Origin of the sequence: Lunatibacter salilacus, assembly GCF_009797935.1 — a bacterium.
Taxonomy (GTDB): Bacteria; Bacteroidota; Bacteroidia; order Cytophagales; family Cyclobacteriaceae; genus Lunatibacter; species Lunatibacter salilacus.
On the sequence record NZ_VOLC01000002.1, the window covers coordinates 109,688 to 135,186 of the forward strand.

Genomic DNA, 25,499 nt, shown 5'->3' on the forward strand with positions numbered 1-25,499 from the left:
ATTCCCGAGATACGTTGATCAATCCAGCTCAAATTTCACACATTGGCCGCATAATATTCAAGGCAGAGTATTAGTTTTAGACATTACTCACTTTGCTCCCGTTTTTGACGAATAAAATATGCGTTGTTGTCATATTTGGATGCAGCCGCCCATTTTACATTTACTTTAGGTAGATGGGTAGCCAATTCATCGATGATGGATTTATTATCAGGATTTGAAGCAATATTATGCCATTCCTGGGGATCATGAACCAAATCATACAATTCCTCCGAACCGTCCTCATACCGGATAAAACGATGGGATTCGGTTACGATGGCATGGTTGTTTCTTGCCCAGGTGGTAATTGCAGGATGTGCCCATTGGAGTGTTGGATCTTGGATAAGAGGGACAATACTTCTGGATTCGATCGCATGCACGTTGGGAAGCCCCGCCAACTCGGCTAAGGTGGGGTAAATGGAAAACAACTCTACCGGAGCATCTATCCGTACATTTTCAGAGATGCCCGGTCCCGCAAAAATAAGGGGAGAAAGTGTCGCCCGATTCCAGAGTGCCACTTTGGCAAAGGTTCCCTTTTCACCCAAGCGATACCCGTGGTCCGACCAAAGGACCACAATCGTATTTTGGGCGTAAGGACTCACTTCCAAGGCATCTAACACCTCTCCAACGTAATGGTCTACAAAAGAAACGCTCGCCAAATAAGCCTGAAGGATATTTTTCCATTGCTTGTTTTCAATGGCCCATTCAGTGGATGGCATCATTGGAAGATCATCAATCTCCAAAGCTATTGGAGGCAAATCATCGGCATCAGTTGGAAGATAGTCGGGTAGATGTATAGCTGCTGTATCGTATAAGTCAAACCACTTTTGAGGCACATACCAGGGAACATGCGGCCTCAAAAACCCCACGGCTAAGAAGAAAGGGGATTGATAATTTCTGTCCAATCGTTCCACGGCCCACTTAGCTGTACGGTAATCCGGCATTTGATCGTCCCGTTCCGGAAAAGCTCCCCAATCGGTAGATGTACCTTTTTTATCCCAATGAAAACGCTCGGGTGGAGAAGGTCCGAAGCCCCGCTCCCTTCCACCGCTTTCATCAAACAGACCGTCAGGTGCATGTTCGTGAAATATTTTCCCAATTCCCATGGTATAATAGCCAGCATCCTTAAAGTATTGCGGCATCAGGGTTACATTCCTTGTTGCCTCGTTGGTGTTCTGGATCAGGTTGTCATCTAAAAACCCATAAATGCCCGTTGTGGACGGCCTCAAGCCCGTCATAATCGCTACCCGGGAAGGACTGCACATGGGAGCCTGACATTGGGCATTGGCAAAAAGGGTTCCACGCTGAATCAACCTGTCCAAATTGGGCGTAATGGCATCCGGATGCCCCATCGCTCCAATAAAATCATTAAGATCGTCGACTGCAATCAACACAATATTTGGAGCGGAAAGTTTAGAGCGATCTGCCTTGGTTTTTGGTACTGGACTAGATAACAAGAGCATCATCACTAATACCATAAAATGCGGCAGAAAAGTTTTGAAAATCGGATAATTCATGAGGGTTAGGAATAGATTGGAAAGTTATGATCAAACAAGAGGTTTAAAGAAAAAGGCAAGAAATATCTTGAATCCGGCTTTAAATTACAGCAAAATGATTTAAATTAATCCCCAACCCCATAAAATGGCTGGAATTACCAATATAATTTTCGTAATATGCCATTTAAAGGGTTATTTCCCTGCTACTACTATGCGCCAACCGAAGCTAATTTGTTTACTTTCTCTATTGACAATGACACTACTCACCCAGTGCGACTCACCAAAAGAAACCGACGATTCCAGCGAATCAAAGGAATTTTACACGATGGAAGACTTTCAGGCCGTCAAAAAATACGATGCCCACGTGCACCTTTGGAAGGAGTTCGATACGCTGTTTTTGGATCAGGCTTTAGCTGACAATTTTGCCTTGGTCAATGTCAGTGTCTATTCCTCACCAACTCGCTCTCCGGAATCCCAGGATAATTTTTCTCTTCAGCTATTGGATAAATACCCCAAAGACTTGGCATTTATCAGCACCTTTTCGCTGGAAGGATTTAATGAGTCCGATTGGACAGAAAAAACATTAAGTTACCTGCAAGCTGCTATTGATAAGGGTGCTGTAGGCGTAAAGGTTTGGAAGAACATAGGTCTGGAACTAAAAAACAAGGATGATGAATTTGTGATGATTGACGACAAGGCTTTTGAACCAATCGTCAAAATACTTATCGACAACAACATCCCACTGTTGGGCCATCTGGGAGAGCCAAAAAACACCTGGCTTCCCATAGAAGAAATGACCGTAAAGGGTGACCGGGATTATTTCTCGGAAAATCCAAAATACCATATGTACCTACATCCAGAATATCCCGACTACGATGCCCAAATGGCAGCCCGGGACAGGTTGTTGGAAATAAATCCCAACCTGAATTTTGTAGGTGCCCACCTGGGAAGCCTGGAATGGAGTGTTGATGAACTGGCGAAAAGACTGGATAAATATCCCAACATGTCCGTGGACTTGGCCGAACGGATTTCACACTTACAGCATCAGGCTGTAACAAACTGGCTAGGAGTCCATGACTTTCTTGTAAAATACCAAGACCGGATCATTTATGGAACGGATTTAAGAACAAGTGCTTCTGACATTACAGGGACAACCTCGGATGAAATTAAAAATCATGCCCATGAGGTTTGGTTACGTCATTGGCGCTTTTTTGTAACGGACGATGAAATGGAAGTCCCTAAAGTGACTCGAAAATTTAAAGGTATGAAGCTTCCATCTTCGGTGGTAGACAAAATTTACCGGACCAACGCGGAGAAGTGGTTTCCACGACTAAATCAAAAACCAATCTGATCCTAATAGAACCCAACCTACCATGAATTTACAAAATCGGAGAAATTTCCTCAAATTATCATCCCTCGCAATCGGAGGACTAAGTTTAGGTGCGGCATTTTCACCCAGTAAAGCCTTTTCAAATACTCATTCCGCCAAGCAAACAATTCGGTTGGGATTTATTGGAATTGGGGGACGAGGATCGTATCATTTGGATACTGCCTTGGGGATAGAGGGAGTCGAAGTACCTGCTATTTGCGACACAAACACAAAAAACCTGTACCGGGCCAAGCGTTGGGTAGAGGAATCGGGACAGCCAAGCCCAAGACTTTACGACAAAGGCCCCACAGATTTCATGCGGTTGTGCGAAGAGGAAGAACTGGATGCAGTCATCTGCGCGACGCCATGGGATACCCACGCTCCAATTTGCTTAGCCGCCATGCGAAACAACAAGCATGCGGCCTGCGAGGTGCCATTGGCACAAACCATAGAACAGGCTTGGGAATTGGTGGAAACCTTTGAGAAAACCGGCAAATGGGCAAGTATAGTATTGGGAGGATTTGGGGACCTGACTATGCTGAATATGGTTCGAAAGGGATTGTTGGGAGATATAATACATGTAGAAAGCGGTTATATCCATGACTTGCGAATGGTAAAATTCAACCCTGAGGAAGAACCTTGGCGCCTTCAGCCTGCTGTAGACCGCAACGGAAACCTTTATCCTGACCATCCCATGCGCAATATGATGCCCTGCTTGGACATCAACCGGGGAGATCGCTTCGACTACCTGGTATCCATGAGTTCCAAATCTGTTATGATCAATGAGTATGCTAAAGACATGTATGGTGAAGAGCATCCATACGCTACAAAGGAAATGGCACTCGGAGATTACAATGCCTCGCTGATCCGTACGGTGAATGGTAAAATGATCACACTTAACCACGATACCCATACCCCACATCCCCGGGAAAACTTCCGACTCCAAGGCACCAAAGGCATTTATCTCAGAGAACGGGACAATTCACGCATCTACCTAGATGGCAAAAGTCCCCGAGATCATCAATGGGAATCCGCTGACGAATATGTAAAAGAATACGAGCATGAAATTGTGAAAAACTACAATCCTCCCCAACGAAAAGGAGGAGCAATACGGGGCCATGGAAGTGGAGGAATGACACAAACTCCCATCAACTGGCACAGATTAATTCAAGCCATCAGAGAAAAAACCCAACCGGATTGGGATGTGTACGATTCCGTCACCAGTGCTGCCGTTATTCCACTTTCGGAGGCATCTGTGGCCGGAAAAAGCAAACCCGTGGATTTCCCGGATTTTACCAAAGGAAAGTGGCAGAGCAGGCCGCCTCTTTATATCCCTTATGGGGGTTAATCATCCAATGTGGTTCAGAAAACCAAACGAAATCATTTTTAAATTAACCCTAACCGGAATAAGAGATTGTTCTCTTATAAATTAATTACGGATTGTTTTTTTTCAACGACAGTGAATCTGTCGAACCCCTCAATTACCCCAGGTGAAACCTGGGGACTTGGGAATATTCTCTTACGTACTTTTTGGCCACCAAGTCTGGACTTAGAAAAATGAAGCCATCATTTACCAAAAAGATCTGCGAAAATCCGCGAGATCTGCGGGCTATTTTTCGTAAATAAAGGACAGATCAATAAAACCGGGTTTTGGCGGGAAAGGTATGACACCTCAACCATCCCCGCTGCCAAAACACAATCGAGAATATTTGATTCCTACCTGGGGCTCCGCTACGCTACACCCCAGGCTATGAAATTTCGATCTTTCAGGGCTAAAAAAAATAAAACCATCTTTTACCAAAAAGATCTGCGAAAATCCGCGAGATCTGCGGGCCATTTTTCGTAGATAAAGCACAGATCAATAAAACCGGGTTTTGGCGGGAAAGGTATGACACCTCAACCATCCCCGCTGCCAAATCACAATCGAGAATATTCAATTCTTACCTGGGGCTACGCTACACCCCAGGCTATGAGATTTCGATCTTTCAGGGCTGTGAAATGCGAAATCAAAATCATAAAACCGAAATTATAAATACGCTTTAGACGTTACATTCCGATTTCCAGAGGTATTTAATATTTCGGCCGTAGGCCATACCCTGAACCGCTTCGCTCCTCAGGGTCTACGCATCGCTCCGATTTCCACTATATTTCAATTGTTCAATCCATAACTCATAATCAACCTAAAAACCCATCAACTTATCAACCATTAATCGCAAGGTAATTCGCTATTTCGATCATAACCCAGACCTCATAATTAACTCAAACCCATAACCCAATATGACTTGCCTCGCAAATCGAAATTCTTAATATCAATTAATATCTAATATCCACTAATATCAATTCCCCAATATTTCGGCCGTAGGCTATATTTCCACCTCATTTCTACTGTATTTCGATATCTAGTCTATAGGTCGATGGGTCTATAGGTTTATTGGTTGTTGTTGAAAAACATATCGCCTGACCAATTTCAATATTTCGGCCGATAAGGCATATTTCCTTTCCTGAATATTAAAAAACACCACAACTCCAATATCTAATATCCACCAATATCAATTCGGCAATATTTCGGCCGAAGGCTATATTTCCACCTTATTTCCACTATATATCAATCCCTAACTATTTCGGCCATGGGCCATATTTCAACTATATTTCAATTTTCCCTAATATCCATAAATATCAAATATCCACTAATATCAATTCATCAATATTTCTACCATATTTCAATTTTTCAAATTACATCTCCTTAAATTCCAGCCTGCTTATCACATCAAATGCCACATGCAACATGACTGCGGCGACAAGTCCCATACCCATGGATATTCCCAACAATCCATAAACAAATTGTCTGGAAATGATGGCTACAAAAAAGCCTGAACCCAAAGAAGGCAGTATTCCGAATATCAATACACTTCCAATAATCAATGGCCTGACTAGCTTTCTGTCCCAACCTTCGTTAAAGCCAAGTTGTACGGTCATATTGATGGAAAATCCAGAGAGGTAAAAGCAAATCATGCAAATCGGAAATAGCAAAATCAATCCAAGGCTAAGCTTGGCAATAAGGACGGTTGGCACAATTAGTGTCACGGAAAAAATGAAGGTTTGATACAAATCAAGGCGGATCAAATTCCAAAATTTAGCCCCCCAGGTGTCTGGAATTAGAATAATGAAGGGTTTTTTGAGATCACCTACATTAACCCGGCTTATACCTGCCATAAAATAGATAAAAATCAACAAAATTAGGTACCCGTAAATTATCCAATGTGAAAACCAATCAAATCGGGAAAGTACTGCCATAAGTACACCTAGGCCGGCAAATCCTAAACCATATACGCCAAAGAAAGGATGAAAATCCTGCCGGGATCCGTGAACGTAATTACGCCAATAAATCGCAGTGGCACCGGTTCCAAAATCTTTAAAAACAAGTTTTTTCTTGGTATTCAGGCTCATGCTGGATTCAGAAGCCGTACGTTTTCCCTTAATTTTCTCCTTTGTCTCTTCCTGGGATTGCGTAGACTCCAGCACATCTTCGTAATAATGCCCAGAATGCCTTAGGACCATTGTCAATATCAATCCGTAAGACAGACCATAACAACCCATCAATCCAAGTACCCTCCAGCCATTTTCATGTACAACATACGTAAGAATTCCTCTACTCCAACCCACCAAAGGAAAGAGATCAAACCAAGGGGATGCAATCCAGGCAAACATTCCTTCGTAAAAATTTTCCGCACATAGTCCGGGTATTATTATCATAATCAGGACGATGATTCCTGTTATAAAAATACCCGACTTAACCTGCGGTATAATGCCATATTTGGTATGAAGCGTGTAAATCAAAAACCGAATGGGTGATAGGATGAAAAACAAAAGTGCCACTCCCATAGCCATTATACTTAGATTGAGCACATTAAAATCGAAAACGTCATTTAATTGGGCTGTACTATACAGGACAAAAACCAAAGATCCTCCCAAGGCCGGAATGATGGATCGCACCATGTAATATACCAACAGTTTGGAGGGATTTACCGGAGAAGTAAACAGTAGGTTTACATCAGCCATGCTGAAAAATGTCACATTCTTTTTCGTTGCACGGAATAACAGATAAAGCATTCCAAATAGGGCAAGTAAGGTTAGCCCACCCACAAGAGTCAATTGCCCCACGTCGGGTGCATTGATTTGATCCATGGCTTCCTGCAGGTCTCCCATTTGATCGGGGTCTATCGAAGATTCGGATCTATTTCCCCTTAAGAAATAAAAAATGCCGAAATACCCTACGATAAAGAGATATGGAAATAACCGAAGTGGGTTCCTGAGAATTAACTTCAGGTTATTGATCAGGATATATAGGTCCTTGCGAAGTAAAAGGGCAAACTCATTCATCTTTTGTCAGTTCCAAAAACAAATCTTCCAAGCTTGATTCATTTCCATTGCTAAAAGCCGCTTTCAAGTTACCTAAGGTATCATTACCGATAATGTTCCCGTCTTTCATAATCATAATGCGATCAGAAATAGCCTCCACGCTGTCGATCAGGTGTGTACTTACCAAAATTGTCTTTCCGCGGGCTTTGAGTTCACTAAAAATCCGCTTGGTGTTTTTGATCGCTTTGGGATCCAATCCAATCATCGGTTCGTCAAAAAAAAGCACTTCCGGATCTGGTAAAAGGGCGCAGCAGATAGAAACCTTCTGACGCATTCCTTTGGATAAATCCCTTCCCAATTTGTCCTGTTTATCCAGCAAGTCATATGTGTGCATCAGATCCTCCGCTTTAGACTTCCATTCCTTAACTCCGTAAGCTTGGGCTATAAATTGCAAATGCTCCTTCACTGTCAGTAGATCATACACATGCGGCGTTTCAGGGATATAGGAAAAAAGCTTTTTAGCGGCAACTGATAAATGGTCATGGCCGCCCAGAGTTATGGTTCCTGCCGTTTTTCGCAACAAGCCTACGATGCATTTCATTGTCGTGCTCTTGCCGGCACCATTTGGCCCTATCAACCCAACTACCTCACCCCCTTCGAGCGAAAAACTAATATCGTTGACTGCATTCTGCTTTTCATAGCGTTTAATTAATCCAATTACTTCGAGCATATATCGTCGTGGTTACCTTACCATATTTCTTAAACCTATATCAGCACCTTTTGGTTGTATAATAGGCGATTAAAACTGCGTGTGTTGGGACAAACAAAAAGCGCAGAGATAACCTGCGCTTTTTGTTTAATCCAACTAATCAAAATCATTTCCTTTAAGAATTGTTTTCCAAATAAAATGACTTTAAAATATAATTTAACTGTTCATATTCTATCAGAAAAGCATCATGCCCATATATAGAGTGAACTTCCCGGTAGGTTCCATTGGGTACGTGTTGACTGATATATCGGGATTCTTCACAAATAAAAAGAACATCTGAATCCACTCCAATAGAAAGAACCTTACTTGGAATTGCGGCCAGGGCCTTTGCCGTACCTCCTCTTCCTCTACCCACATCATGGCTATCCATGGCCTTACTGAGTACCCAGTAGGAGAAAGCGTTGAACCGGTTTGCAAGCTTCTTCCCCTGATACCTGAGATAGCTGCTGATTTTGAATTCATCCGTTTTTTCTTCTGTTTCGCCCTGACTTTGAACGAACGTTGTCGGGTGTCTATAGCTCAACATACCAATTGCCCGAGCCGCTTCCAAGCCCTTTTCTCCAGCATCAGGTTGTTTTTTACCCCAGGTACCATCCGCTGCTATCGCCATGCGCTGTGCCTCATTAAATCCAATGATCCATGGAGAGGCTTTGGCGTTCGAAGCAAGAATTACTGCGTGCTTCAACCTTTCCTGCAGTAAAAAAGCCCATTCCACGACAACTTGCCCCCCTAAAGACCCTCCGATAATAGTATGGATGGACGCAAGTCCAATATGCTCGCGTAATTTATCCAAGGATAACGCCATATCACGAGTGGTCAATGCTGGGAAATCGTAATAATAGGGCTCTCCCGTTTCCGGATTCTCACTCAGAGGCTGTGTGGAACCATAACAGGAACCAAGGAGGTTGGCACATACAATGAAATGGCGGGTAGGATCAAAGAATTTGTCCTCCCCCACTAGACCGGACCACCATTCATGAGGATTGGCATCACCTGTTAGGGCATGCATGATCCAAATGACATTATCCTTGTTTGGTGCCAGATGACCTTGTGTAGTATAAGCGAGCTGGAACCGGGGAAGGTTAACACCGGATTCCAATGTCAGCCCTTCTTCGCAACTGAAAATCTCTCTGGTCATTTCACTGATTAAAAACGGGAACGGTTGGTTCATTTTATTTATTTCAAACTGTCAAAGGCGCCACTTAAGTCTTCTTTAATATCCTCAATATGTTCTATTCCGAGAGAAATCCGCAACAAGGTTGGCGTGACCCCGGCTGCTAATTGTTCCTCATCAGTTAGCTGCTGATGAGTAGTGGCGGCAGGCTGAATGATTAGGGTCTTTGCATCTCCTACATTTGCCAGATGGGATATCAGCTTCAAGTTGTTGATAAATTGGGAAGCCGTTTCCTTTTCCCCTTCTATTTCAAAGCTTAACACACCACCGAATCCGTTGGGCAAATATTTCTTACCCAACGCATGGTACGGGCTGGAAGCCAACCCGGGATAATTGACCTTTTTAACCTGTGGATGGCTTTCCAACCATTTGGCAATTTCCAATGCATTGTCCACCGTCCGCTGCACCCGTAACGAAAGCGTTTCCAAACCTTGTAGGAGAAGAAAAGAATTAAATGGGCTAATTGCGGGTCCAAAATCCCTGAGTCCTTCCACACGTACCCGGATTGCAAAAGCGACATTTGGCATTCCCAGCGGATTGTCTATCCCAAACACATCCGAAAACACGAGTCCGTGATATCCATCAGAAGGTTCTGAAAATGGAGGGAATTTGCCGTTACCCCAGTTGTAGTTTCCACCATCTACAATAATTCCTCCAATGGAAGTACCGTGGCCTCCTATCCATTTCGTGGCAGAAGAAGTAACCACATTCGCTCCGTGTTTGATCGGCTGGCAGAGATACCCGCCCGCACCAAAAGTGTTGTCCACTACTAAAGGAATATCATATTTCTTTGCGATGGCGGCGATGGCCTCAAAATCCGGAATGTTGAACTCAGGATTACCAATGGTTTCCAAATAAATGGCCTTGGTTTGGTCGTTTATCTGGGCTTCGATATCAGCTGGTTTGTCACTTTTGGCAAATCTCGCTTCAATCCCAATTCGCTTAAAAGAAACTTTAAATTGATTGTAGGATCCCCCATATAAGAATGGAGAGGTCACAAAATTATCTCCGACGGTCAAAAAATTGTTTAACGCCAAAAATTGGGCGGACTGTCCGGAGGCGGTGGCTACTGCCGCAACTCCCCCTTCGAGTGCTGCCATCCTTTTCTCAAAAACATCCGTGGTGGGATTCATAATACGGGTGTAAATGTTGCCAAACTCTTTCAGGGCAAACAAGTTGGCTCCGTGCTCCGCAGAATTGAACACATAAGAAGTGGTTTGGTAAATAGGCACTGCTCGGGAATTGGTGGTCGGATCAGGATCCTGTCCTGCGTGAAGTTGGAGGGTTTCAAATCGATAATTCTGTGACATTTTTTTTTAGTTTAGGTTATCTTAATTTATTTCAATGCTCTATATTGTAAGCCCAGGTAGGTTCACAAAGTACCGTTGCTGCTATCAACAAAGCTTGATATGCAAGACAAAAATAGGTCTCGAGAATACTTGGTTGAAGTATGGGTAAGAAAATCGAAGGATACTGTCTGACAGATTCATTAGCTAGATGTTATATCTCCAAGTAAGGATATCTTACCCGGCAGGAATTGGCACCTTGGTTTTTCCAGGTTGCCAGAGGGTCGTGGAGCCTGTCTCTCACCTCTTCTGTATAAACCCCGCTACTTTAAAAGTAAAAGGATAATGCAAATAAAGTGGGGATACGGAACAATTACAACTAAAAGTACCAAATATTTTTTTTAGCACCACTTCCATCCCTTTTTGGTTGGTTCTTTCTTCAAAAACCAAGTACTTTTAACCTTTGATAAGGTAAATTGAAACCTTTTGACCAAAAAATCGATGCAATATGTAATAAAATGATTACCGACCTTCATGCCTTTGAACCGATATAATGTCACTGTATTTTTATTATTTGCAAGCTACCTCTCACTCAACGCCCAACAAGAAACGGGGTTTCGGTATGGGGTAGAAATGCAGTATGGATTTATAATTCCCCATGCTTCTGATCTCGTGGCCGTCTCCCAAAGTAACCCGACAGGAGTAAATCTTTCATATGATCACATTAGGCTGGACAAAAGTAATTGGGATATCTGCAACTGCTTCCATTATCTGGGAGTTAACCTTTCCCATTATAGTTTCAACAACTCGGAGGTACTTGGAAGTGCCACTTCCTTGTCAGGTAGCTTTGAGCCTATTTTGTGGAAAAGCAATAGGTTACAGCTTGGCTTACGCTCCGGATTCGGTGTTTCGTACCTTTCCAAAGTCTTTGATGAGGAAACCAATCCGAGCAATTCCTTCTTTTCGTCTCCTATAAGTTTCCTGCTGCTTGTCAGTCCCAGATTTCAGTGGCACCTGCGGGAGGAGCTTGCGGTTGCCTTAGCGATACACTACAATCACATTTCCAATGGTGGCCAAAAGCAGCCCAACCGAGGAATGAACTTTCCAACTCTTGGACTCGGAATAAACTACAGTCCAAAACAATATAACTTTCCGAAACATACTGCTGAAAAAACATACAACATGCGGCGATACTATTTGGAAGCTTTCGGAACTCTAAGAAGTGATTCACCTAGGGATGGAAGACAACCGCTAATAGGATTTACAATAGGTGCTTTTCAAAAGATTAATGCTATTCAGGGGCTTGGGGCGGGATTCGAAAGCCAATGGGACAATTCTTTGAAAGTCCTTCCCGATGTGCCAAACGGGTTTATTCATGCGCCATTTATAGCCCATCATTTTCTTTTTGGAAAAGTTGACTTCAGTCAGCGTATGGGGGTTTATGTTAAAAAACCTAAAATTTACGAACCGGATAGATTATTTTACCAGCGTTATGTGTTATCCTATTTATTGAAAAATTCAATAAAACTTGGAGTTGCGTTGAAAGCTCATGGACATGTGGCCGAGAATATTGAAGTACGGTTGGGTTACCAATTCTAAATACTCAAACACTATGGACAACCTCATATAACCAAAATAGTACTTTCAATAAAAAATAATTTTAATTTTACACCAAAATAATGGATTTTTCCTATCGTTGAAAACGAACTAACTGCAAACTGCATATGAACAAATTACTTATTTCCATTTTTATATTTGGAGCATTTCTGATAACTCCAGAGGTATCGGCTTACGATCACCTTAAAACCCACTATGTTTCAGACAGCCTGAAGGCACCTAATGACTGGTTTCTAATGGATCCCTTGGAAGATGGGATTATGGGCACTGGAGCCCAAAAAGCGCACGAACTTGTTCGTGACAGGTCCCCAAAAAAGACGGTAGTCGTGGCTGTCATCGATTCCGGAGTGGACTTGGATCATGAAGACCTTCAAGGAAAAATCTGGGTAAACGAGGGAGAAATACCAGGAAATGGCATCGATGATGACAACAACGGCTATGTGGATGACGTGCATGGTTGGAATTTTATCGGGGGCAAAGACGGGTCCCACATCGCGGAAGACTCCCATGAGTTGACAAGAGAGTATTTGAGGTTGAAAGCGAAGTTTGAGGATAAGGAAAAGGGAGATGTCAAAAGGAGACAACGGGAAGAATTTACTTATTGGTTGAAAATAAAAGAAAATTTCTACTCAACCCAAGAGGAGGCGGAACAGAATTATGGGTTTTTCCAAAACCTGCAGGAAGGGTTTACACGGGCTGCAGAAATAATTAAAGAAGAATTGGAAGTAGAAGATTTCGGAGAGGAGGATTTGAGTCGAATTATCTCAGATGATTCAGCGGTGGCTAGCGCCAAAAGCCTGCTCACCCAAATATTCTCGAACATGCGCCAAGAGGGCATGACCATCAATGAAATTCTTTCCGAGATCGGCAGGGCTATGGAACATTATGAAGTTCAGGTAAAATATGCCTATAATACCGATTTCAACCCCCGAAGCATTGTAGGTGATGATCCAGAAGACTATAAAGACAAAAATTATGGCAATAATGATCCGACAGGACCGGATGCCAATCATGGCACACATGTATCGGGTATCATTGCGGCAGACAGAAACAATGATTTGGGGATAAAAGGAATTGCTGAACATGTGTTGATCATGCCCATCCGCGCCGTTCCCAATGGTGATGAGCGGGATAAGGACATTGCAAACGCCATATACTACGCGGTTGACAACGGCGCAGATATCATCAACATGAGCTTTGGCAAATCGTATTCTCCAGGAAAAAAAGCCGTGGACAAGGCCGTTAAATATGCGGAGAAAAAGGGAGTAGTCCTTATTCATGCCGCCGGCAACAGCTCCAAGGAAATCAATCAATCCAATAATTTCCCCAACAAGCATTTTGCTAAAAAAGGAGAAGCTTCTAACTGGATCGAAGTGGGTGCTTCAAGCTGGCAGGCTGATGAAACCTTGGCCGCGGAATTTTCCAACTTCAGCCAAACAGGGGTAGACTTATTTGCTCCAGGGGTGGATATTTATTCAACTACTCCCGGAAGCGGATATGAAAACAATAGCGGTACCAGTATGGCAGCTCCTACGGTAGCAGGTGTGGCCGCACTTTTATTGGCCTACTACCCCGAGCTAAAGGCATCCCAAGTAAAAGAAATCTTAAAGGCATCTGTCTACAACAAGACGGATCATGAAGTTTTGAAACCCGGCAGTGACGATCGCGTTCCTTTTAGCCACCTAAGCATCACAGGCGGTTTAGTCAATGCCTATGAAGCCCTCCAAATGGCAGAATCCATGACCAAATAACCGTGAAATTTCCGCTCTACCTGGACCATAACGCAACTACTCCCTGTTCAACCGAAGTTCTGGAAGCCATGCTTCCCTTCTTTACTGAACAATATGGGAATGCGTCAAGCACCCACCATCCATATGGATGGATCTCAGCTGAGGCAGTAGAGGAAGCCCGGGAAAGAGTTGCGGAATTAATCGGCAGCAGTCCAAAAGAAATAGTCTTTACCAGTGGTGCCACGGAAGCCATCAACTTGGCTATTCGTGGTACCCTTTTTTCTACCCATAACAAAAAAGGAAAACATGTGGTGACCGTATCCACGGAACATGCTGCCGTTTTGGATACCTGCAACGCGTTGGAATCACTGGGAATTGAGGTAGACTATCTTTCCGTAGGGCCAAACGGTATTCTGGATCTTGAAGAGTTGAAAAAAGCTATTCGAAAAGATACAGTGCTGATTTCCGTCATGGTAGCCAACAATGAAACCGGCGTTATTCAGCCGATTCAGGAAATTGGGGAAATTGCTAGACAAAACGGTATTGTGTTTATGGCAGACGGAGTGCAGGCGGTAGGCAAAATACCGGTGGATGTACAAAAACTACAAATAGATTTACTTCCGCTGTCGGCCCATAAAATGTACGGCCCAAAGGGTATTGGTGCGCTGTATGTCCGAAAAAATCCAAAGATCGAGCTTCAGTCGGAAATCACAGGAGGAGGCCACGAACGGGGCAGAAGGAGTGGCACCTTAAATGTACCGGGAATTGTAGGCTTGGGTAAAACAGCCCAAATTCAACAGAACAACCTTTATACCGAATATCAAAGGTTGAAAGTTCTCCGGGACAGGTTGGAATCAGATATATTGCGGTTGCCTGGAACCACATTAAATGGAGATGCGGAACAGCGATTGCCTCATGTATCCAATATCTCATTTGAAGGTGTAGAATCAAAAGCCTTATTAACTGCTATAAATAAGGCTGTAGCAGTGAGCTCCGGTTCTGCTTGCAGTAGCGTGACGGATAAAGCCTCGCATGTACTGCAGGCTATGGGTATTCCCAATGATCTTGCAAAAGCTACATTACGCTTTAGTCTGGGTAAGTTTACGACTGAGGACGATATCCGATTTACGATTGCCCACGTTTCCGAAACGTTAGCTACCTTGCGGAAAACTAGAATTCTAACCTAAAAACCCCGTTATGACTGCACCCAAAAAAGATTTTACCCACCTGGATCAGAAAACCGGCAATCCTACCATGGTTGATGTGGGTGAAAAGACAGCGACCAAAAGGGTGGCTACCGCTACCTGCGATGTGGTTTTGGGAAACGAAATCCTTTGCCTCCTCCTCGATGAAACAGATATTTTAACGAAGAAGGGTCCTGTTTTTCAAACGGCTATCATCGCGGGTACCATGGCTGCCAAGAAGACCTCGGATTTAATTCCCCTTTGCCACCCCCTGGGACTTGAAAAAATCACATTAGATATAAATCCATCCGGACCAGATACGGTCACTATACGGTGCACCACTTCCCTTACCGGGAAAACAGGCGTAGAGATGGAAGCCCTCACTGGGGCATCAGTTGCGGCATTGACGATTTACGATATGTGTAAGGGCTTTTCGCACGATATCGTAATCAAAGAGATCAAATTAATCGAAAAAACAGGAGGTAAAAGTGACTTTACCCGGGAATAACCCATTAAACGGGCTAATTTTAATCGGTGGTAGAAGTTCGAGGATGCAGAAAGACAAAAGCACCCTTCAGTACCATAACCAAAACCAGCGGGAGCATTTGGTACAGCTTTTATCACCACTGTGCAGTCAAATTTTTCTTTCCTGCAATGCTTCCCAAGCCGCAGAACTTGGTGATAAATACTGCATCGTCCAAGATAGCAGAGAAGGGATAGGACCCATTGGCGGGATTCATGCGGCGTTTGCACAATTTCCAGACGCTGCTTGGTTGGTTGTCGCCTGCGATTTGCCTTTGCTTAGCGTCGGGACCCTTTCCCACCTAATTTCCCACAGACAGACCGGCAAACAGGCGACGGCATTTCGGTCTGGAGAAAAGGGCTTTCCCGAACCCCTATTAGCCATCTACGAACCAGCCGCTTATCCGGAAATCGCATTTGGAATTCAATCAGGCCAGTACTCACCATCCAAAATATTGCTCAAGATGGATGTCGCCTGGCTGGAAGTCCTGGATGAAAACGAGCTGAAAAACGTCAATGATCCCGAGGGTTATCGGCGGACTTTGGGGGAAATCCGCTCTCCATTGAAATAATCCCCGTATATTTGTCGCATGATTGATTTTGCACAAAAAGGGAAAATCACTGTTACTTGTTTCGACAGATTCGCCCCCAATTTAGAACAGGAAATAATTGCCTTGGGTTTTACGCCGACGGAGGTGTACCGGACACGGGTCACCATCACCGGTTCCTTGAATGACTGCATGTTTCTAAACCTGCATCTGCGTACCGCCAGCAACGTGTTGTTTTGGCTGGCTGATTTCCCCTTGCATCATGTCAATGACCTTTATGGCAAAATCAAATCCCAACCCTGGGAAAATTACCTGGCAAAAGACGGCTATTTTTCCGTATCAAGTACGGTAGATCACGAGACGGTCGACAATCCCCTTTTCGTGAACGTACGGATCAAAGATGCCATCGTGGACCGTTTCCGGGATCAATTTGGTGTCCGGCCCAATTCCGGTTCGGACTTTGAAGGAGCTGTTATTCAATTGTATTGGAAAAACAATCAGGCATCCCTGTATCTCAACACATCCGGTGAAACCCTTGTTAAGCATGGCTATCGGCAAGTTCCCGGCAAGGCACCCATGATGGAGGCCTTGGCGGCAGCCACGATATTGGCATCCAACTGGGACAGAAAAAGTCCCTTTATCAACCCCATGTGCGGTGCGGGGACCTTGGCTATAGAAGCGGCTTTGATCGCCACCGACCGCTTCCCGGGACTATACAGAGATCATTATTCGTTTATGCATTTTTTGGGATATGACGAAAAAATCTACCGTCAGATGAAGAAGGAAGTGTATTTAAGGGTAAAGGATGACCTAGAGTTTCCAATTATTGCTTCTGATATTAGTCCAATCGCCATTACCGCTGCCAAAATAAATACCGAAACAGCAGGGGTTCAACACTTAATCACTTTCGAAACCTGTGATTTTGCGGAAACCACTGTACCGGAGGGAGGTCAAGGGGTTGTGTTTCTAAATCCGGAATACGGACAACGATTGGGAGATGTTACAGAGCTTGAGGCTACCTATAAACGGATAGGTGATTTTATGAAGCAAAAATGCGCCGGCTATGCGGGCTTGGTTTTTACGGGAAATATGGATCTGGGTAAACAGATCGGGCTTAAACCCAAGCGGAAGATTCCTTTCTATAACGGGACGCTGGACTGTAGGCTGCTTCACTTCGAATTATATGCCGGGACGAAAAGAAGGTTTCCGGTTCAGGAAACTGAATAGCCAAAAATTGTACACAGTTATGCGTTCGCTTTTCTATTGTCCGCATATTTGATCTTTTAGTTCGTTAGGAATATTCGTCCAGTCTGTTTCACTTCTTACTTTAAGTTCACATCCATATTCGCCTTTGGTTGCCAAAAGGATTTGTCTATAACAATCAAAATACGTCATATCTTTTAGTTTGGGTGAATAAAGAAATCTTCCTTTGTCGTCCCAACCAACCCCCGATGCATCTCTATAAATAAACTCAAATTGTTCAGTCTGTGGCATAACAAATAAGCGTTCTTTTTCGTCAATGCCGATTTCTTTTATATTGTCAGTAGTCATTGATTGTCGTTAAATTGATTATCGAATGCTCTTCTAATTTTTAAATAATTCGTAGCCTGAAGTAATATTGATAAAGTTTATTTGTCCAATAACTACTCCTGTAGGTGTACCTGCATTTTCAAGTTTTGTCGCCCAAATTTTACTGTTTTCCAAGAGTATTTCGTAAATCTTCTTTGTCATTGTGCTAGGTGTCTTTAAAAGTGACGCATAACATTTCAATAGACAAAATTAGACTAATTATCCCCCTGATTTTTTCCGCCTAACCATCGTAATGCCCTGAAATGCGCTAAAGCCAAATTTACCATAATATCCCTTCATTTTGGGATCTGCATTGAGAAATAGCACCTCTAACGGCTCTGAAATTTGAATCAGGGTTTTCATCAATAAAGTTCCAAAACCCTGGCCTCTAACGGATTTTTCAACGACTACGTCGTCCAGCAATCCCCGAAAGCACCCGTCGTTAAGTATGCGACCATAAGCAAGCAATTTCCCGTCCTGTCGCAGGCACACTGACATATCCGTCTTAGCCAGCATCCACCCAATTTTGTCGGGATCCCTATTTTTTGCCCAATCAGTTTGCCGAAACAATTCCATCAGTTCAGAAACCTCGGGGTTTTTGTTGATCTCTATTTTTACATCTTCTGGGACCATGGTCGATAATTGGAAAAATAAGACATGTGTTTTGATATAGATAGCAAGTAACTAAAAATTAGGGATAAATGGAAGAGTCAATGGGTAGTGATTAATGGTTAATTAAGAGTTATTGACTAGGGGTTAAAAAATTGAAATAAAGTAGAAACCTGCCCTCCGGTAGGCGGGTACGGCCTACGGCCGAAATATTGGAATTGATACTTATTGATTACCTGCCTATCGGCAGAAAGGCTGGATATTGGTAGATATTATTGTAGGGAAAAAGCAGTTACGAGTTCATATCAATTGATTTACAATTCCATGAGCAAATCAACTTAAAAACAACAAACATCTGAAATCCTAAATCAGGTAAACTATATCAACAACCACTTCCAACATGGAATAATATTGGCTCCTTCAACCACACTAAGTTGCGAATCCCCGCAGTACATCGTAATAATCAGGCCTTCCCTCAACCCATACACCTGCATCGCTTCGTAAAGACCCTGAGTTTCCCTTTCGACATTGGTTTTATCAAGTTCCCAACAAACCTGTATGAGCCTCAAATATACATAATATTGTTTTTTTAAAAAGACCAATTTTAATTATAATTGTTCTTTTACAATGAACATTTTTACTATAAACGATAAAATCTAAATTACCTAAGTGTTTGGTTGTAGCCGGTCTTCGTCTACGCTCACCCAACATATTCGGGTCTCATAGTTCGATTATGTTTTGGGAGGGGTTGGGCTTGTACGATACCAAATTTTCCCTCCCAAGCCCGTAAATGTCTTGTTCTTCCTTTTCTTGCTAGAAATACGTCATTTCCCGTACATGAATTTAGTTAATAGGTTGATGGGTCTATAGGTTTATGGGTTGATAAGTTGATAGGTTGATAAGTTTGATGGAATTGCGACCCGATTTATTGGGTAATTGAGAGTTGATAATTTGAAATTCGTAATTGACAAAACAATTCTGCCAACACACTCCATCCCAAATTACCTACCCAAACCTAAAAAATCCATTATCTTTGCCCACGACCAACAAAATGACCACATGTTCAACATTGCAGGGAATATATGGGCTATCTGCCTTCTGACACTATTACCATGCTTCGCTCAGGAAGAAGATTCTAAATGGGATGTAGCCAATCCCTCAGGAGACTGGAACTTTAAAACAGTAGACTTCACCACCGATGAGGGGACTTGGATGAATCTGGATGTGAGTCCTGACGGAAAAACCATCGCATTTGACCTGATGGGGGATATTTATACGCTGCCGATTTCCGGTGGGAAAGCCAACCCGATCCGTACTGGTCTTCCCTTTGAAATCCAGCCTCGATTCAGCCCTGATGGTAATTGGATTTCCTTTACATCTGATGCCGGAGGGGGAGACAATGTTTGGGTGATGAAAACAGACGGTTCGGATGCCAGGCAGGTTACCAAAGAAACGTTCCGCCTACTCAACAACGCGACTTGGATGCCTGATGGCAATTACCTGGTTGCCCGCAAACATTTTACGTCGGGACGTTCTCTTGGAGCTGGGGAAATGTGGCAATACCATATTACCGGGGGATCTGGATTTCAGCTTACCAAACGTAAAAATGATCAACAGGATGTGAACGAACCTACTGTTTCACCTGACGGAAAATACCTCTATTTCAGCGAGGATGTGGCTCCCGGAGGGAGTTTTGAATACAACCGTGATCCAAACAATCAGATTTATGTGATCAAGCGATATGATTTGGAAAAGGGTGAAACAACCGTAATCACGGGCGGACCAGGAGGCGCGGCAAGACCTCAGGTCTCACCGGACGGGAAAAAATTGGCATTTGTAAAGCGGGTGCGCACCAAAACCGTGCTTTACATCCACGACTTGGAAACCGGGGAGGAATGGCCCGTATATGACCAACTCAACAAAGACCAACAAACCGCCTGGGCCATTTTTGGCGTATACCCCGGATTTGCGTGGATGCCGGATAATGAGCAGCTCGTCATCTGGGCTGGGGGTAAAATTCAACGCATCAACTCGAAAAGCTTAGAAGTTGCGAATATTCCCTTTAGCGTCGATGCGGCTATTCAGGTTGCCGACCGGGCCTACAGCAAGCATCCGATTGAAAGAGATAATTTCGATATCAAAATGATCAAAGATGCCGTCACATCTCCCGATGGCAAAACTTTGGCATTTACTGCATTGGGGTATATATGGACAAAGGCTTTGCCAAATGGAAAACCAAAAAGGCTAACCACAGGAAGTCACTTTGAAGCTGAGCCAAGCTTTTCCCCGGATGGAAAGAAAATACTTTTTGTGACTTGGAATGACCTAGAAAAAGGAGCCATCCACGAAATCACGTTGGCTGGCGGATCCATCAAAACCCTGACTTCCGAAAAGGGGATTTTTCGTACACCAGCTTATTCCCCTGACGGGAAGACTATCGCCTACCGTAAGGAACCCGGCAATTTAGATCAGGGAAGAACTTTTTCTAAAAACCCCGGGATATATATTATCACTTCCGATGAAGAAGATCCTCGATTTATTACCAATGCCGGTGGCAATCCACAGTTTACCCAGAATGGGAAGCGCATATTTTTCCAGACCGGAGGGACTTTTTTTGGCAGTATCACCAAAGAACTGAAAAGCGTGGATCTCAATGGGCACGATGAAAGAACCCATATCAAATCCAGCTATGGAAACCGCCTAGTACCCAGCCCCGACAACAAATGGGTGGCATTTATCCATCTACACAAGGTCTATGTTGCACCCATGGTGCTAAACGGTCAACCCGTAGACCTGGACGACAAAACGACTGCCGTGCCCATTTCCCAATTGACCAAAGATGCCGGTATCAACCTGCATTGGTCTGCCGATAGCAAAGATGTCTTTTGGACCATGGGGGATAGGTATTATTCCAACAAAATTTCCGAAAGCTTTGAATTCCTGGGCGGTGAAAAGCCTGCCAAAGAAAAGGAGGCAGATCCCGGACTTCCCATTCAACTATCGGCTGCTGTGGACAAACCCAACGGCATGATCGCCTTGGAAGGCGCCCGCATCATCACTATGGAAGGGAATGAAGTCATTGAAAACGGAACCATCCTAATTGAAGGAAATGAAATCAAGGCTGTAGGCCCATCATCAATTATCAAAGTGCCAGCATCGGCAACCGCCTACGATATGAAAGGCAAAACCATCCTACCTGGAATGGTTGACGCCCATGCGCATATAGGTGCATTTAGGCAGGGGCTATCTGTACAGCAAAGCTGGCAACTCTATGCCAATCTTGCCTTTGGTGTAACCACGGCACATGACCCCTCTGCCAATACGGAGACAGTTTTTACCCTTTCGGAAATGGTAAAGAGCGGTACCATTGTAGGTCCACGGGTATTTAGCACCGGATTTATTCTTTACGGAGCAGATGGGGACTTTAAGGCGGTGATCAATTCATTGGATGATGCCAGATCTTCTGTAAGGCGTACCAAAGCCTTTGGTGCCATTTCTGTCAAGTCCTATAACCAGCCTCGAAGAGATCAGCGTCAGCAGGTTTTGCAGGCCGCACGTGAGCTGGGAGTAAATGTGGTACCAGAGGGAGGGTCAACCTTTTTTCACAATATGACCATGGTGATCGACGGGCATACCGGCATTGAGCATAATATACCCATTGCTCCTGTTTATAAGGATGTGCTGGAACTTTGGAGTCAAACTGAGGTAGGCTATACCCCTACCCTTATCGTAAACTATGGTGGGCTGAATGCTGAGTATTATTGGTATCAGAAGACGAATGTTTGGGAAAATGAAAAACTGCTGCAGTTTACTCCCCGGGGTACTGTGGATGCCCGGTCCAGGCATAGGACTATGGTACCTGATGAGGAGTATGAAAACAGCCACATCCTAACCTCAAAGTCTGTCAACAAACTGGCTGAAAAAGGGGTAAAAGTAAATTTGGGTGCGCACGGCCAATTACAGGGACTGGGAGCGCATTGGGAACTGTGGAGTCTTGTACAGGGGGGCATGAGTAACCATGAAGCCTTAAAAGCTGCCACCATCAATCCAGCGCAATATATTGGTGTGGGCGATGATATCGGGTCCCTAAAGGTAGGTAAACTGGCGGACTTGATCATCATGGATAAAAATCCGCTGGAGGATATCCAAAACTCTGAAACCATCACCCATACTATGATTAATGGAAGGCTATACGATACTTCCACCATGCATGAAATCGGCAACGCACCGAAAGAAAGGGGATCCTTTTATTGGGAAAACGGGCTTTTTCATGAAGCATTTCCTTGGCATGAAAGTATTCGCGGCTTTACACATAGCGGCTGTGGTTGCGGATTACAGTAATATTAATTACGAATTTAGAATTACGAATTACGGGAAGAAATGAATTGCGAATTACGGAGTGGTTACAGTGATAGTGTTTAATTTTAATAAACGAATTACCGATTGAGTTGCAGTAAAATTGCTTAAGTCAAATGGATAAAAGATGAATAGAGAAAATGAGCCCCTTTCTTGGGAGGAATTTGAGCGGGTAGAGATGCGGGTAGGCACAGTGTTGGAGGCGGCCGTTTTTGAAGCAGCCCGGCGGCCGGCCTACAAGCTCCTGATTGATTTTGGTTCTTTTGGAGTTCGGAAATCTTCCGCCCAAATTACAGACCTATATCAACCTGCTGAACTAATTGGCAGGCAGATTATCGCTGTGGTCAATTTTGCTCCCAAACAAATAGCCACCATGAGAAGTGAATGCCTCGTTTTAGGAGCATTGGGGGAACGTGATGTTGTTACGCTTCTCTCTACGGAAAGAAAGGTGGAGAATGGAAGTAGGATTGGGTGAAATTCGCAAAACTACCGTTAAACCCGAACCCATCATAACGAATTTCAGATGCCTAAAAATATGCGGATTATCATTTGGCTTCTTTAAGGCAGTCGCTTTTCATGGAATAAATCCACCTCGTGAAATATAAACTTTTCAGGAATAGTATAGACACCCTTATTGCCCAAATCGTCAACAACTACAACTTCAGCATTATATAGGCCGAATTTTTTGACCTCAATTTTTTGGCTGAAAACCCCGTCTTCAGCGGACCTGTCACCGGATTTTCCTTGGTCATTTAATGTGGCATTATAGATTAGGTCTGGGTTTTCTTGCGACCGAAGAGTCACTTCAGCATGGACAATTTTCCGGCCATCGTAAAATTTAGCCTGAAAGATATTGTCACCTTTGACATAGGCCCAATCCACCTGAGGTGCGGTCTTATCTTCCCCGGATACCTTCAGCGTTATTTCTCCACCTTTGATATGGTGGTCAGGATATTCAGGGATCCAGTATTCTGCGTAAAGCGTGATGTCAGTTTCGCCTTCCAAATTTGAAGAAATTACCGGTCTACTATATTTAAAACTTCATCCCACATGGTCAAAATTGGACCAGGAATCGGAGACTCTGGTGTGAGAACTTTTCAAATCCACTAGCGGGCTAAATGAATGTAATGAAGTTAGGCGGTTTATTCCCCCATCATTAACCAATACAACAATGGATTCTCCGGGATTAGGAATCCCGTCACCGTTCCCCACACCCAGCACCATGGATACAGTGTCCTTTCCTCCTTTTAGAAAAGTCACCTCTCTTCCATCAGCGATTTCAAAGCGCTCAATGGGCTTGCCCTTGGGCTTTAGATGAAGGACAAAATCCTCCTGCCATTCATTATTATTACGATCCTTTAGCTTTAAGGTGAACTTTTGGGTTCCAATACTTTCGGAAGGAATGTGAAAAACTAAGGGTGAAACTGTAGCAGTACTCAAAACCCCGATATCACCCACCTGAACAATTTTATCTTCCAGTTCTGCGGAGCCTCTGCCTATTAATTCGGCTGTTATCCCCTCCGCCTTGCTGCCTCCCTTGTTGATTAAGGTTATTTCAATTGGTGTATGTGTCTTGGATGCGGAATAATTTCCCGAGGTTATTACCACTGTACTTATCGCAATATTGGGTTTCCCGGAAATTTTATGAATGCCTACTTCCTGCCTTCCTCCGTTTAAATCAATTTTTAAACGTCCTTTAAGGTTGGAACGGAGAGTAGTTTGGGTTTTCTTATTATTGTCAAGATCAAAGATCGTGACCTGGTAGTCGTTATTTATACCATACAAAGGGGCAGTTGTAATTGACAATTTAGTCCGGGGAAGCGTTTCTCCTTTAGTATGTTGACTTCGGACACTTATTTTAAATCCTTGCTTGTCCACATTTTCCAGGACTGTAAACCCCGGAAAATTACGGTCGGAGCTAACTTCATAATCCCACACAGAAAATTCAGGATATACATCAATGTGGTTCCATCTGTTAGGAACATCTGCCGGATTATCAAATGATTCTTCAAAAAATTGAAACATGTCTTCCATGCCTACAAGTTCGTGCCGTCCGGGATACTGTCGACTTTCATAATTGTCCATTACCTGCTTCCAGATCCTATCTATGTCCCGATGGTAAGCCCGGATAAAATCATTCTCCCCATGATGCAGCCGTAACTTCAAACCTTCGTAGTTGCCGTACATCTCCCCGTGAAAATACTCCACGGGAAAATCAACAGGCCCAATCACAAACTCCGCAGAACCGCAGAAACTCCCAGCTGCGGACACCAGATGTGGGTATTTGCCGGCAACCCAAAAGCTCATAAACCCACCCATGGAAAAACCCGTGATACCTCTTTGCGCTCTTTCCGCAATCGTTCTGTAATTCGCATCGATATATTCCACCAATTCAGGGAAATAATGGGGGAATTGCCTGTGCGTTTCTACAGGTCCGATATTATATGGCCGAAGATAATAAGGTTCATTTGGCCTTCTGTTATACCCATCCGGCTTGACAACGATGACTCCATATTTTGATCCCAATACCGCAATTTTCTCCTCATCGCTAAGCTGGGAATCGCTTTCTGATTTTGCCTCTTTACTTCCAAAATACCTTTGAGACCATCCATGATAAAAATAGATCACCGGGTATTGCCTTTCCGGGCTATCATGATAGTCAGATAGTAAGTATACTCTATATTTCCTTACCTCTCCCAACATATTGCTAAAATGGCTGCCATCTATAACCTGTGGTTTTTGGGCTGCTGCGGTTGAAATAAATATCCACGATAGAAGAAAAACCGACGAACATAAGGCTATACCTCTATTCGTCAGTAGGTCTAAAGAGAACCCGGCTCTTATTATAAACATAATTCCCTCATGTGTTTTAGTA

The 25,499-nt window shown here is 43.6% G+C and carries 20 protein-coding genes and 1 riboswitch; of the genes, 10 read left to right on the top strand and 10 right to left on the bottom strand.

The genetic code is table 11. The features are described 5' to 3' along the window. Positions 1-83 precede the first annotated feature (83 nt). Complete coding sequence (locus tag FQ608_RS03460) at positions 84-1,553, bottom strand: sulfatase (protein ID WP_234364048.1); 1,470 nt, start codon at positions 1,551-1,553, stop codon at positions 84-86. 232 nt (positions 1,554-1,785) lie between these two features. Between FQ608_RS03460 and FQ608_RS03465 the strand changes: the two genes are divergently transcribed. Both FQ608_RS03465 and FQ608_RS03470 read left to right on the top strand, forming a co-directional pair. Further along, on the top strand, positions 1,786-2,883 hold the full coding sequence (locus FQ608_RS03465; protein WP_234364049.1) for an amidohydrolase family protein: 1,098 nt from the start codon (positions 1,786-1,788) through the stop codon (positions 2,881-2,883). Positions 2,884-2,905: 22 nt separating this feature from the next. Beyond that, the gene (locus tag FQ608_RS03470) at positions 2,906-4,249 is read left to right on the top strand and encodes a Gfo/Idh/MocA family protein (RefSeq protein ID WP_158856416.1); all 1,344 of its coding nucleotides are present in this window, start codon (positions 2,906-2,908) and stop codon (positions 4,247-4,249) included. Positions 4,250-5,634: 1,385 nt separating this feature from the next. Here the strand turns inward: FQ608_RS03470 and FQ608_RS03475 are convergent. From FQ608_RS03475 to FQ608_RS03490, 4 genes are all read right to left on the bottom strand, one after another. Further along, entirely contained in the window at positions 5,635-7,281 is a 1,647-nt protein-coding gene (locus FQ608_RS03475) for a putative ABC exporter domain-containing protein (RefSeq protein ID WP_158856417.1), read from the bottom strand. Then, positions 7,274-7,990, bottom strand: a complete 717-nt coding sequence (locus FQ608_RS03480; protein ID WP_158856418.1) for an ABC transporter ATP-binding protein — start codon at positions 7,988-7,990, stop codon at positions 7,274-7,276. The genes FQ608_RS03475 and FQ608_RS03480 overlap by 8 nt, the downstream gene beginning before the upstream one ends. Positions 7,991-8,144: 154 nt before the next feature. Then, positions 8,145-9,200, bottom strand: a complete 1,056-nt coding sequence (locus FQ608_RS03485; RefSeq protein ID WP_158856419.1) for a homoserine O-acetyltransferase family protein — start codon at positions 9,198-9,200, stop codon at positions 8,145-8,147. A 5-nt stretch (positions 9,201-9,205) separates the two neighbouring features. After that, the gene (locus tag FQ608_RS03490) at positions 9,206-10,513 is read right to left on the bottom strand and encodes an O-acetylhomoserine aminocarboxypropyltransferase/cysteine synthase family protein (RefSeq protein ID WP_158856420.1); all 1,308 of its coding nucleotides are present in this window, start codon (positions 10,511-10,513) and stop codon (positions 9,206-9,208) included. A gap of 187 nt (positions 10,514-10,700) precedes the next feature. After that, a riboswitch (SAM riboswitch) is annotated at positions 10,701-10,809 on the bottom strand. A gap of 214 nt (positions 10,810-11,023) precedes the next feature. Between FQ608_RS03490 and FQ608_RS03495 the strand changes: the two genes are divergently transcribed. The 6 genes from FQ608_RS03495 (at position 11,024) to FQ608_RS03520 (ending at position 17,317) form a co-directional block, all read left to right on the top strand. Beyond that, the gene (locus FQ608_RS03495; protein WP_234364050.1) at positions 11,024-12,088 is read left to right on the top strand and encodes an acyloxyacyl hydrolase; all 1,065 of its coding nucleotides are present in this window, start codon (positions 11,024-11,026) and stop codon (positions 12,086-12,088) included. A gap of 125 nt (positions 12,089-12,213) precedes the next feature. Then, positions 12,214-13,857, top strand: a complete 1,644-nt coding sequence (locus FQ608_RS03500) for a S8 family peptidase (RefSeq protein WP_158856421.1) — start codon at positions 12,214-12,216, stop codon at positions 13,855-13,857. Positions 13,858-13,859: 2 nt separating this feature from the next. Next, positions 13,860-15,023, top strand: coding sequence for a cysteine desulfurase family protein (locus tag FQ608_RS03505; RefSeq protein WP_158856422.1), 1,164 nt, complete (start codon positions 13,860-13,862; stop codon positions 15,021-15,023). 10 nt (positions 15,024-15,033) lie between these two features. Next, entirely contained in the window at positions 15,034-15,528 is a 495-nt protein-coding gene (moaC, locus tag FQ608_RS03510; protein ID WP_158856423.1) for a cyclic pyranopterin monophosphate synthase MoaC, read from the top strand. Continuing rightward, positions 15,509-16,114 (top strand): NTP transferase domain-containing protein, encoded by a 606-nt coding sequence (locus FQ608_RS03515; protein WP_262885467.1) that lies wholly within the window; start codon positions 15,509-15,511, stop codon positions 16,112-16,114. The genes moaC and FQ608_RS03515 overlap by 20 nt, the downstream gene beginning before the upstream one ends. A gap of 18 nt (positions 16,115-16,132) precedes the next feature. Continuing rightward, positions 16,133-17,317 carry a THUMP domain-containing class I SAM-dependent RNA methyltransferase gene (locus FQ608_RS03520; protein WP_158856425.1) on the top strand — a complete coding sequence of 395 codons (1,185 nt, stop codon included), beginning with the start codon at positions 16,133-16,135 and terminating at the stop codon, positions 17,315-17,317. A 33-nt stretch (positions 17,318-17,350) separates the two neighbouring features. Here FQ608_RS03520 and FQ608_RS03525 read toward each other — a convergent pair whose 3' ends face one another. The 3 genes from FQ608_RS03525 to FQ608_RS03535 all read right to left on the bottom strand — a co-directional run bounded on the left by FQ608_RS03525 (position 17,351) and on the right by FQ608_RS03535 (position 18,837). Continuing rightward, entirely contained in the window at positions 17,351-17,641 is a 291-nt protein-coding gene (locus FQ608_RS03525) for a hypothetical protein (protein ID WP_158856426.1), read from the bottom strand. Between the two features lie 237 nt (positions 17,642-17,878). Continuing rightward, complete coding sequence (locus FQ608_RS03530; protein WP_158856427.1) at positions 17,879-18,292, bottom strand: GNAT family N-acetyltransferase; 414 nt, start codon at positions 18,290-18,292, stop codon at positions 17,879-17,881. A 353-nt stretch (positions 18,293-18,645) separates the two neighbouring features. Continuing rightward, a complete protein-coding gene (locus FQ608_RS03535; protein WP_158856428.1) occupies positions 18,646-18,837 on the bottom strand; it encodes a hypothetical protein in 192 nt (63 codons plus the stop codon). Between the two features lie 490 nt (positions 18,838-19,327). Here FQ608_RS03535 and FQ608_RS03540 point away from each other — a divergent pair, with 490 nt between their 5' ends. Together FQ608_RS03540 and FQ608_RS03545 are read left to right on the top strand one after the other, a co-directional pair. After that, the gene (locus tag FQ608_RS03540) at positions 19,328-22,609 is read left to right on the top strand and encodes an amidohydrolase family protein (RefSeq protein ID WP_158856718.1); all 3,282 of its coding nucleotides are present in this window, start codon (positions 19,328-19,330) and stop codon (positions 22,607-22,609) included. A 142-nt stretch (positions 22,610-22,751) separates the two neighbouring features. Then, positions 22,752-23,099: a tRNA-binding protein gene (locus FQ608_RS03545; RefSeq protein ID WP_158856429.1), complete on the top strand. Its 348-nt coding sequence runs from the start codon at positions 22,752-22,754 to the stop codon at positions 23,097-23,099. Between the two features lie 83 nt (positions 23,100-23,182). Here the strand turns inward: FQ608_RS03545 and FQ608_RS03550 are convergent, their stop codons facing one another. Beyond that, a complete protein-coding gene (locus FQ608_RS03550; RefSeq protein WP_158856430.1) occupies positions 23,183-23,629 on the bottom strand; it encodes a choice-of-anchor X domain-containing protein in 447 nt (148 codons plus the stop codon). Positions 23,630-23,665: 36 nt separating this feature from the next. Beyond that, positions 23,666-25,477: an alpha/beta hydrolase-fold protein gene (locus FQ608_RS03555; RefSeq protein WP_158856431.1), complete on the bottom strand. Its 1,812-nt coding sequence runs from the start codon at positions 25,475-25,477 to the stop codon at positions 23,666-23,668. Positions 25,478-25,499 lie beyond the last annotated feature (22 nt).

What these genes read in the sequence shown, in the direction of transcription:
- FQ608_RS03480 (WP_158856418.1), bottom strand. Translation starts at nt 7,990, where the DNA reads ATGCTCGAAGTAATTGGATTAATTAAACGCTATGAAAAGCAGAATGCA.
- FQ608_RS03470 (WP_158856416.1), top strand. Translation starts at nt 2,906, where the DNA reads ATGAATTTACAAAATCGGAGAAATTTCCTCAAATTATCATCCCTCGCA.
- FQ608_RS03485 (WP_158856419.1), bottom strand. Translation starts at nt 9,200, where the DNA reads ATGAACCAACCGTTCCCGTTTTTAATCAGTGAAATGACCAGAGAGATT.
- FQ608_RS03540 (WP_158856718.1), top strand. Translation starts at nt 19,328, where the DNA reads ATGTTCAACATTGCAGGGAATATATGGGCTATCTGCCTTCTGACACTA.
- FQ608_RS03490 (WP_158856420.1), bottom strand. Translation starts at nt 10,513, where the DNA reads ATGTCACAGAATTATCGATTTGAAACCCTCCAACTTCACGCAGGACAG.
- FQ608_RS03500 (WP_158856421.1), top strand. Translation starts at nt 12,214, where the DNA reads ATGAACAAATTACTTATTTCCATTTTTATATTTGGAGCATTTCTGATA.
- FQ608_RS03525 (WP_158856426.1), bottom strand. Translation starts at nt 17,641, where the DNA reads ATGACTACTGACAATATAAAAGAAATCGGCATTGACGAAAAAGAACGC.
- FQ608_RS03460 (WP_234364048.1), bottom strand. Translation starts at nt 1,553, where the DNA reads ATGAATTATCCGATTTTCAAAACTTTTCTGCCGCATTTTATGGTATTA.
- FQ608_RS03495 (WP_234364050.1), top strand. Translation starts at nt 11,024, where the DNA reads ATGCCTTTGAACCGATATAATGTCACTGTATTTTTATTATTTGCAAGC.
- FQ608_RS03475 (WP_158856417.1), bottom strand. Translation starts at nt 7,281, where the DNA reads ATGAATGAGTTTGCCCTTTTACTTCGCAAGGACCTATATATCCTGATC.
- moaC (WP_158856423.1), top strand. Translation starts at nt 15,034, where the DNA reads ATGACTGCACCCAAAAAAGATTTTACCCACCTGGATCAGAAAACCGGC.
- FQ608_RS03555 (WP_158856431.1), bottom strand. Translation starts at nt 25,477, where the DNA reads ATGTTTATAATAAGAGCCGGGTTCTCTTTAGACCTACTGACGAATAGA.
- FQ608_RS03465 (WP_234364049.1), top strand. Translation starts at nt 1,786, where the DNA reads ATGACACTACTCACCCAGTGCGACTCACCAAAAGAAACCGACGATTCC.
- FQ608_RS03520 (WP_158856425.1), top strand. Translation starts at nt 16,133, where the DNA reads ATGATTGATTTTGCACAAAAAGGGAAAATCACTGTTACTTGTTTCGAC.
- FQ608_RS03545 (WP_158856429.1), top strand. Translation starts at nt 22,752, where the DNA reads ATGAATAGAGAAAATGAGCCCCTTTCTTGGGAGGAATTTGAGCGGGTA.
- FQ608_RS03530 (WP_158856427.1), bottom strand. Translation starts at nt 18,292, where the DNA reads ATGGTCCCAGAAGATGTAAAAATAGAGATCAACAAAAACCCCGAGGTT.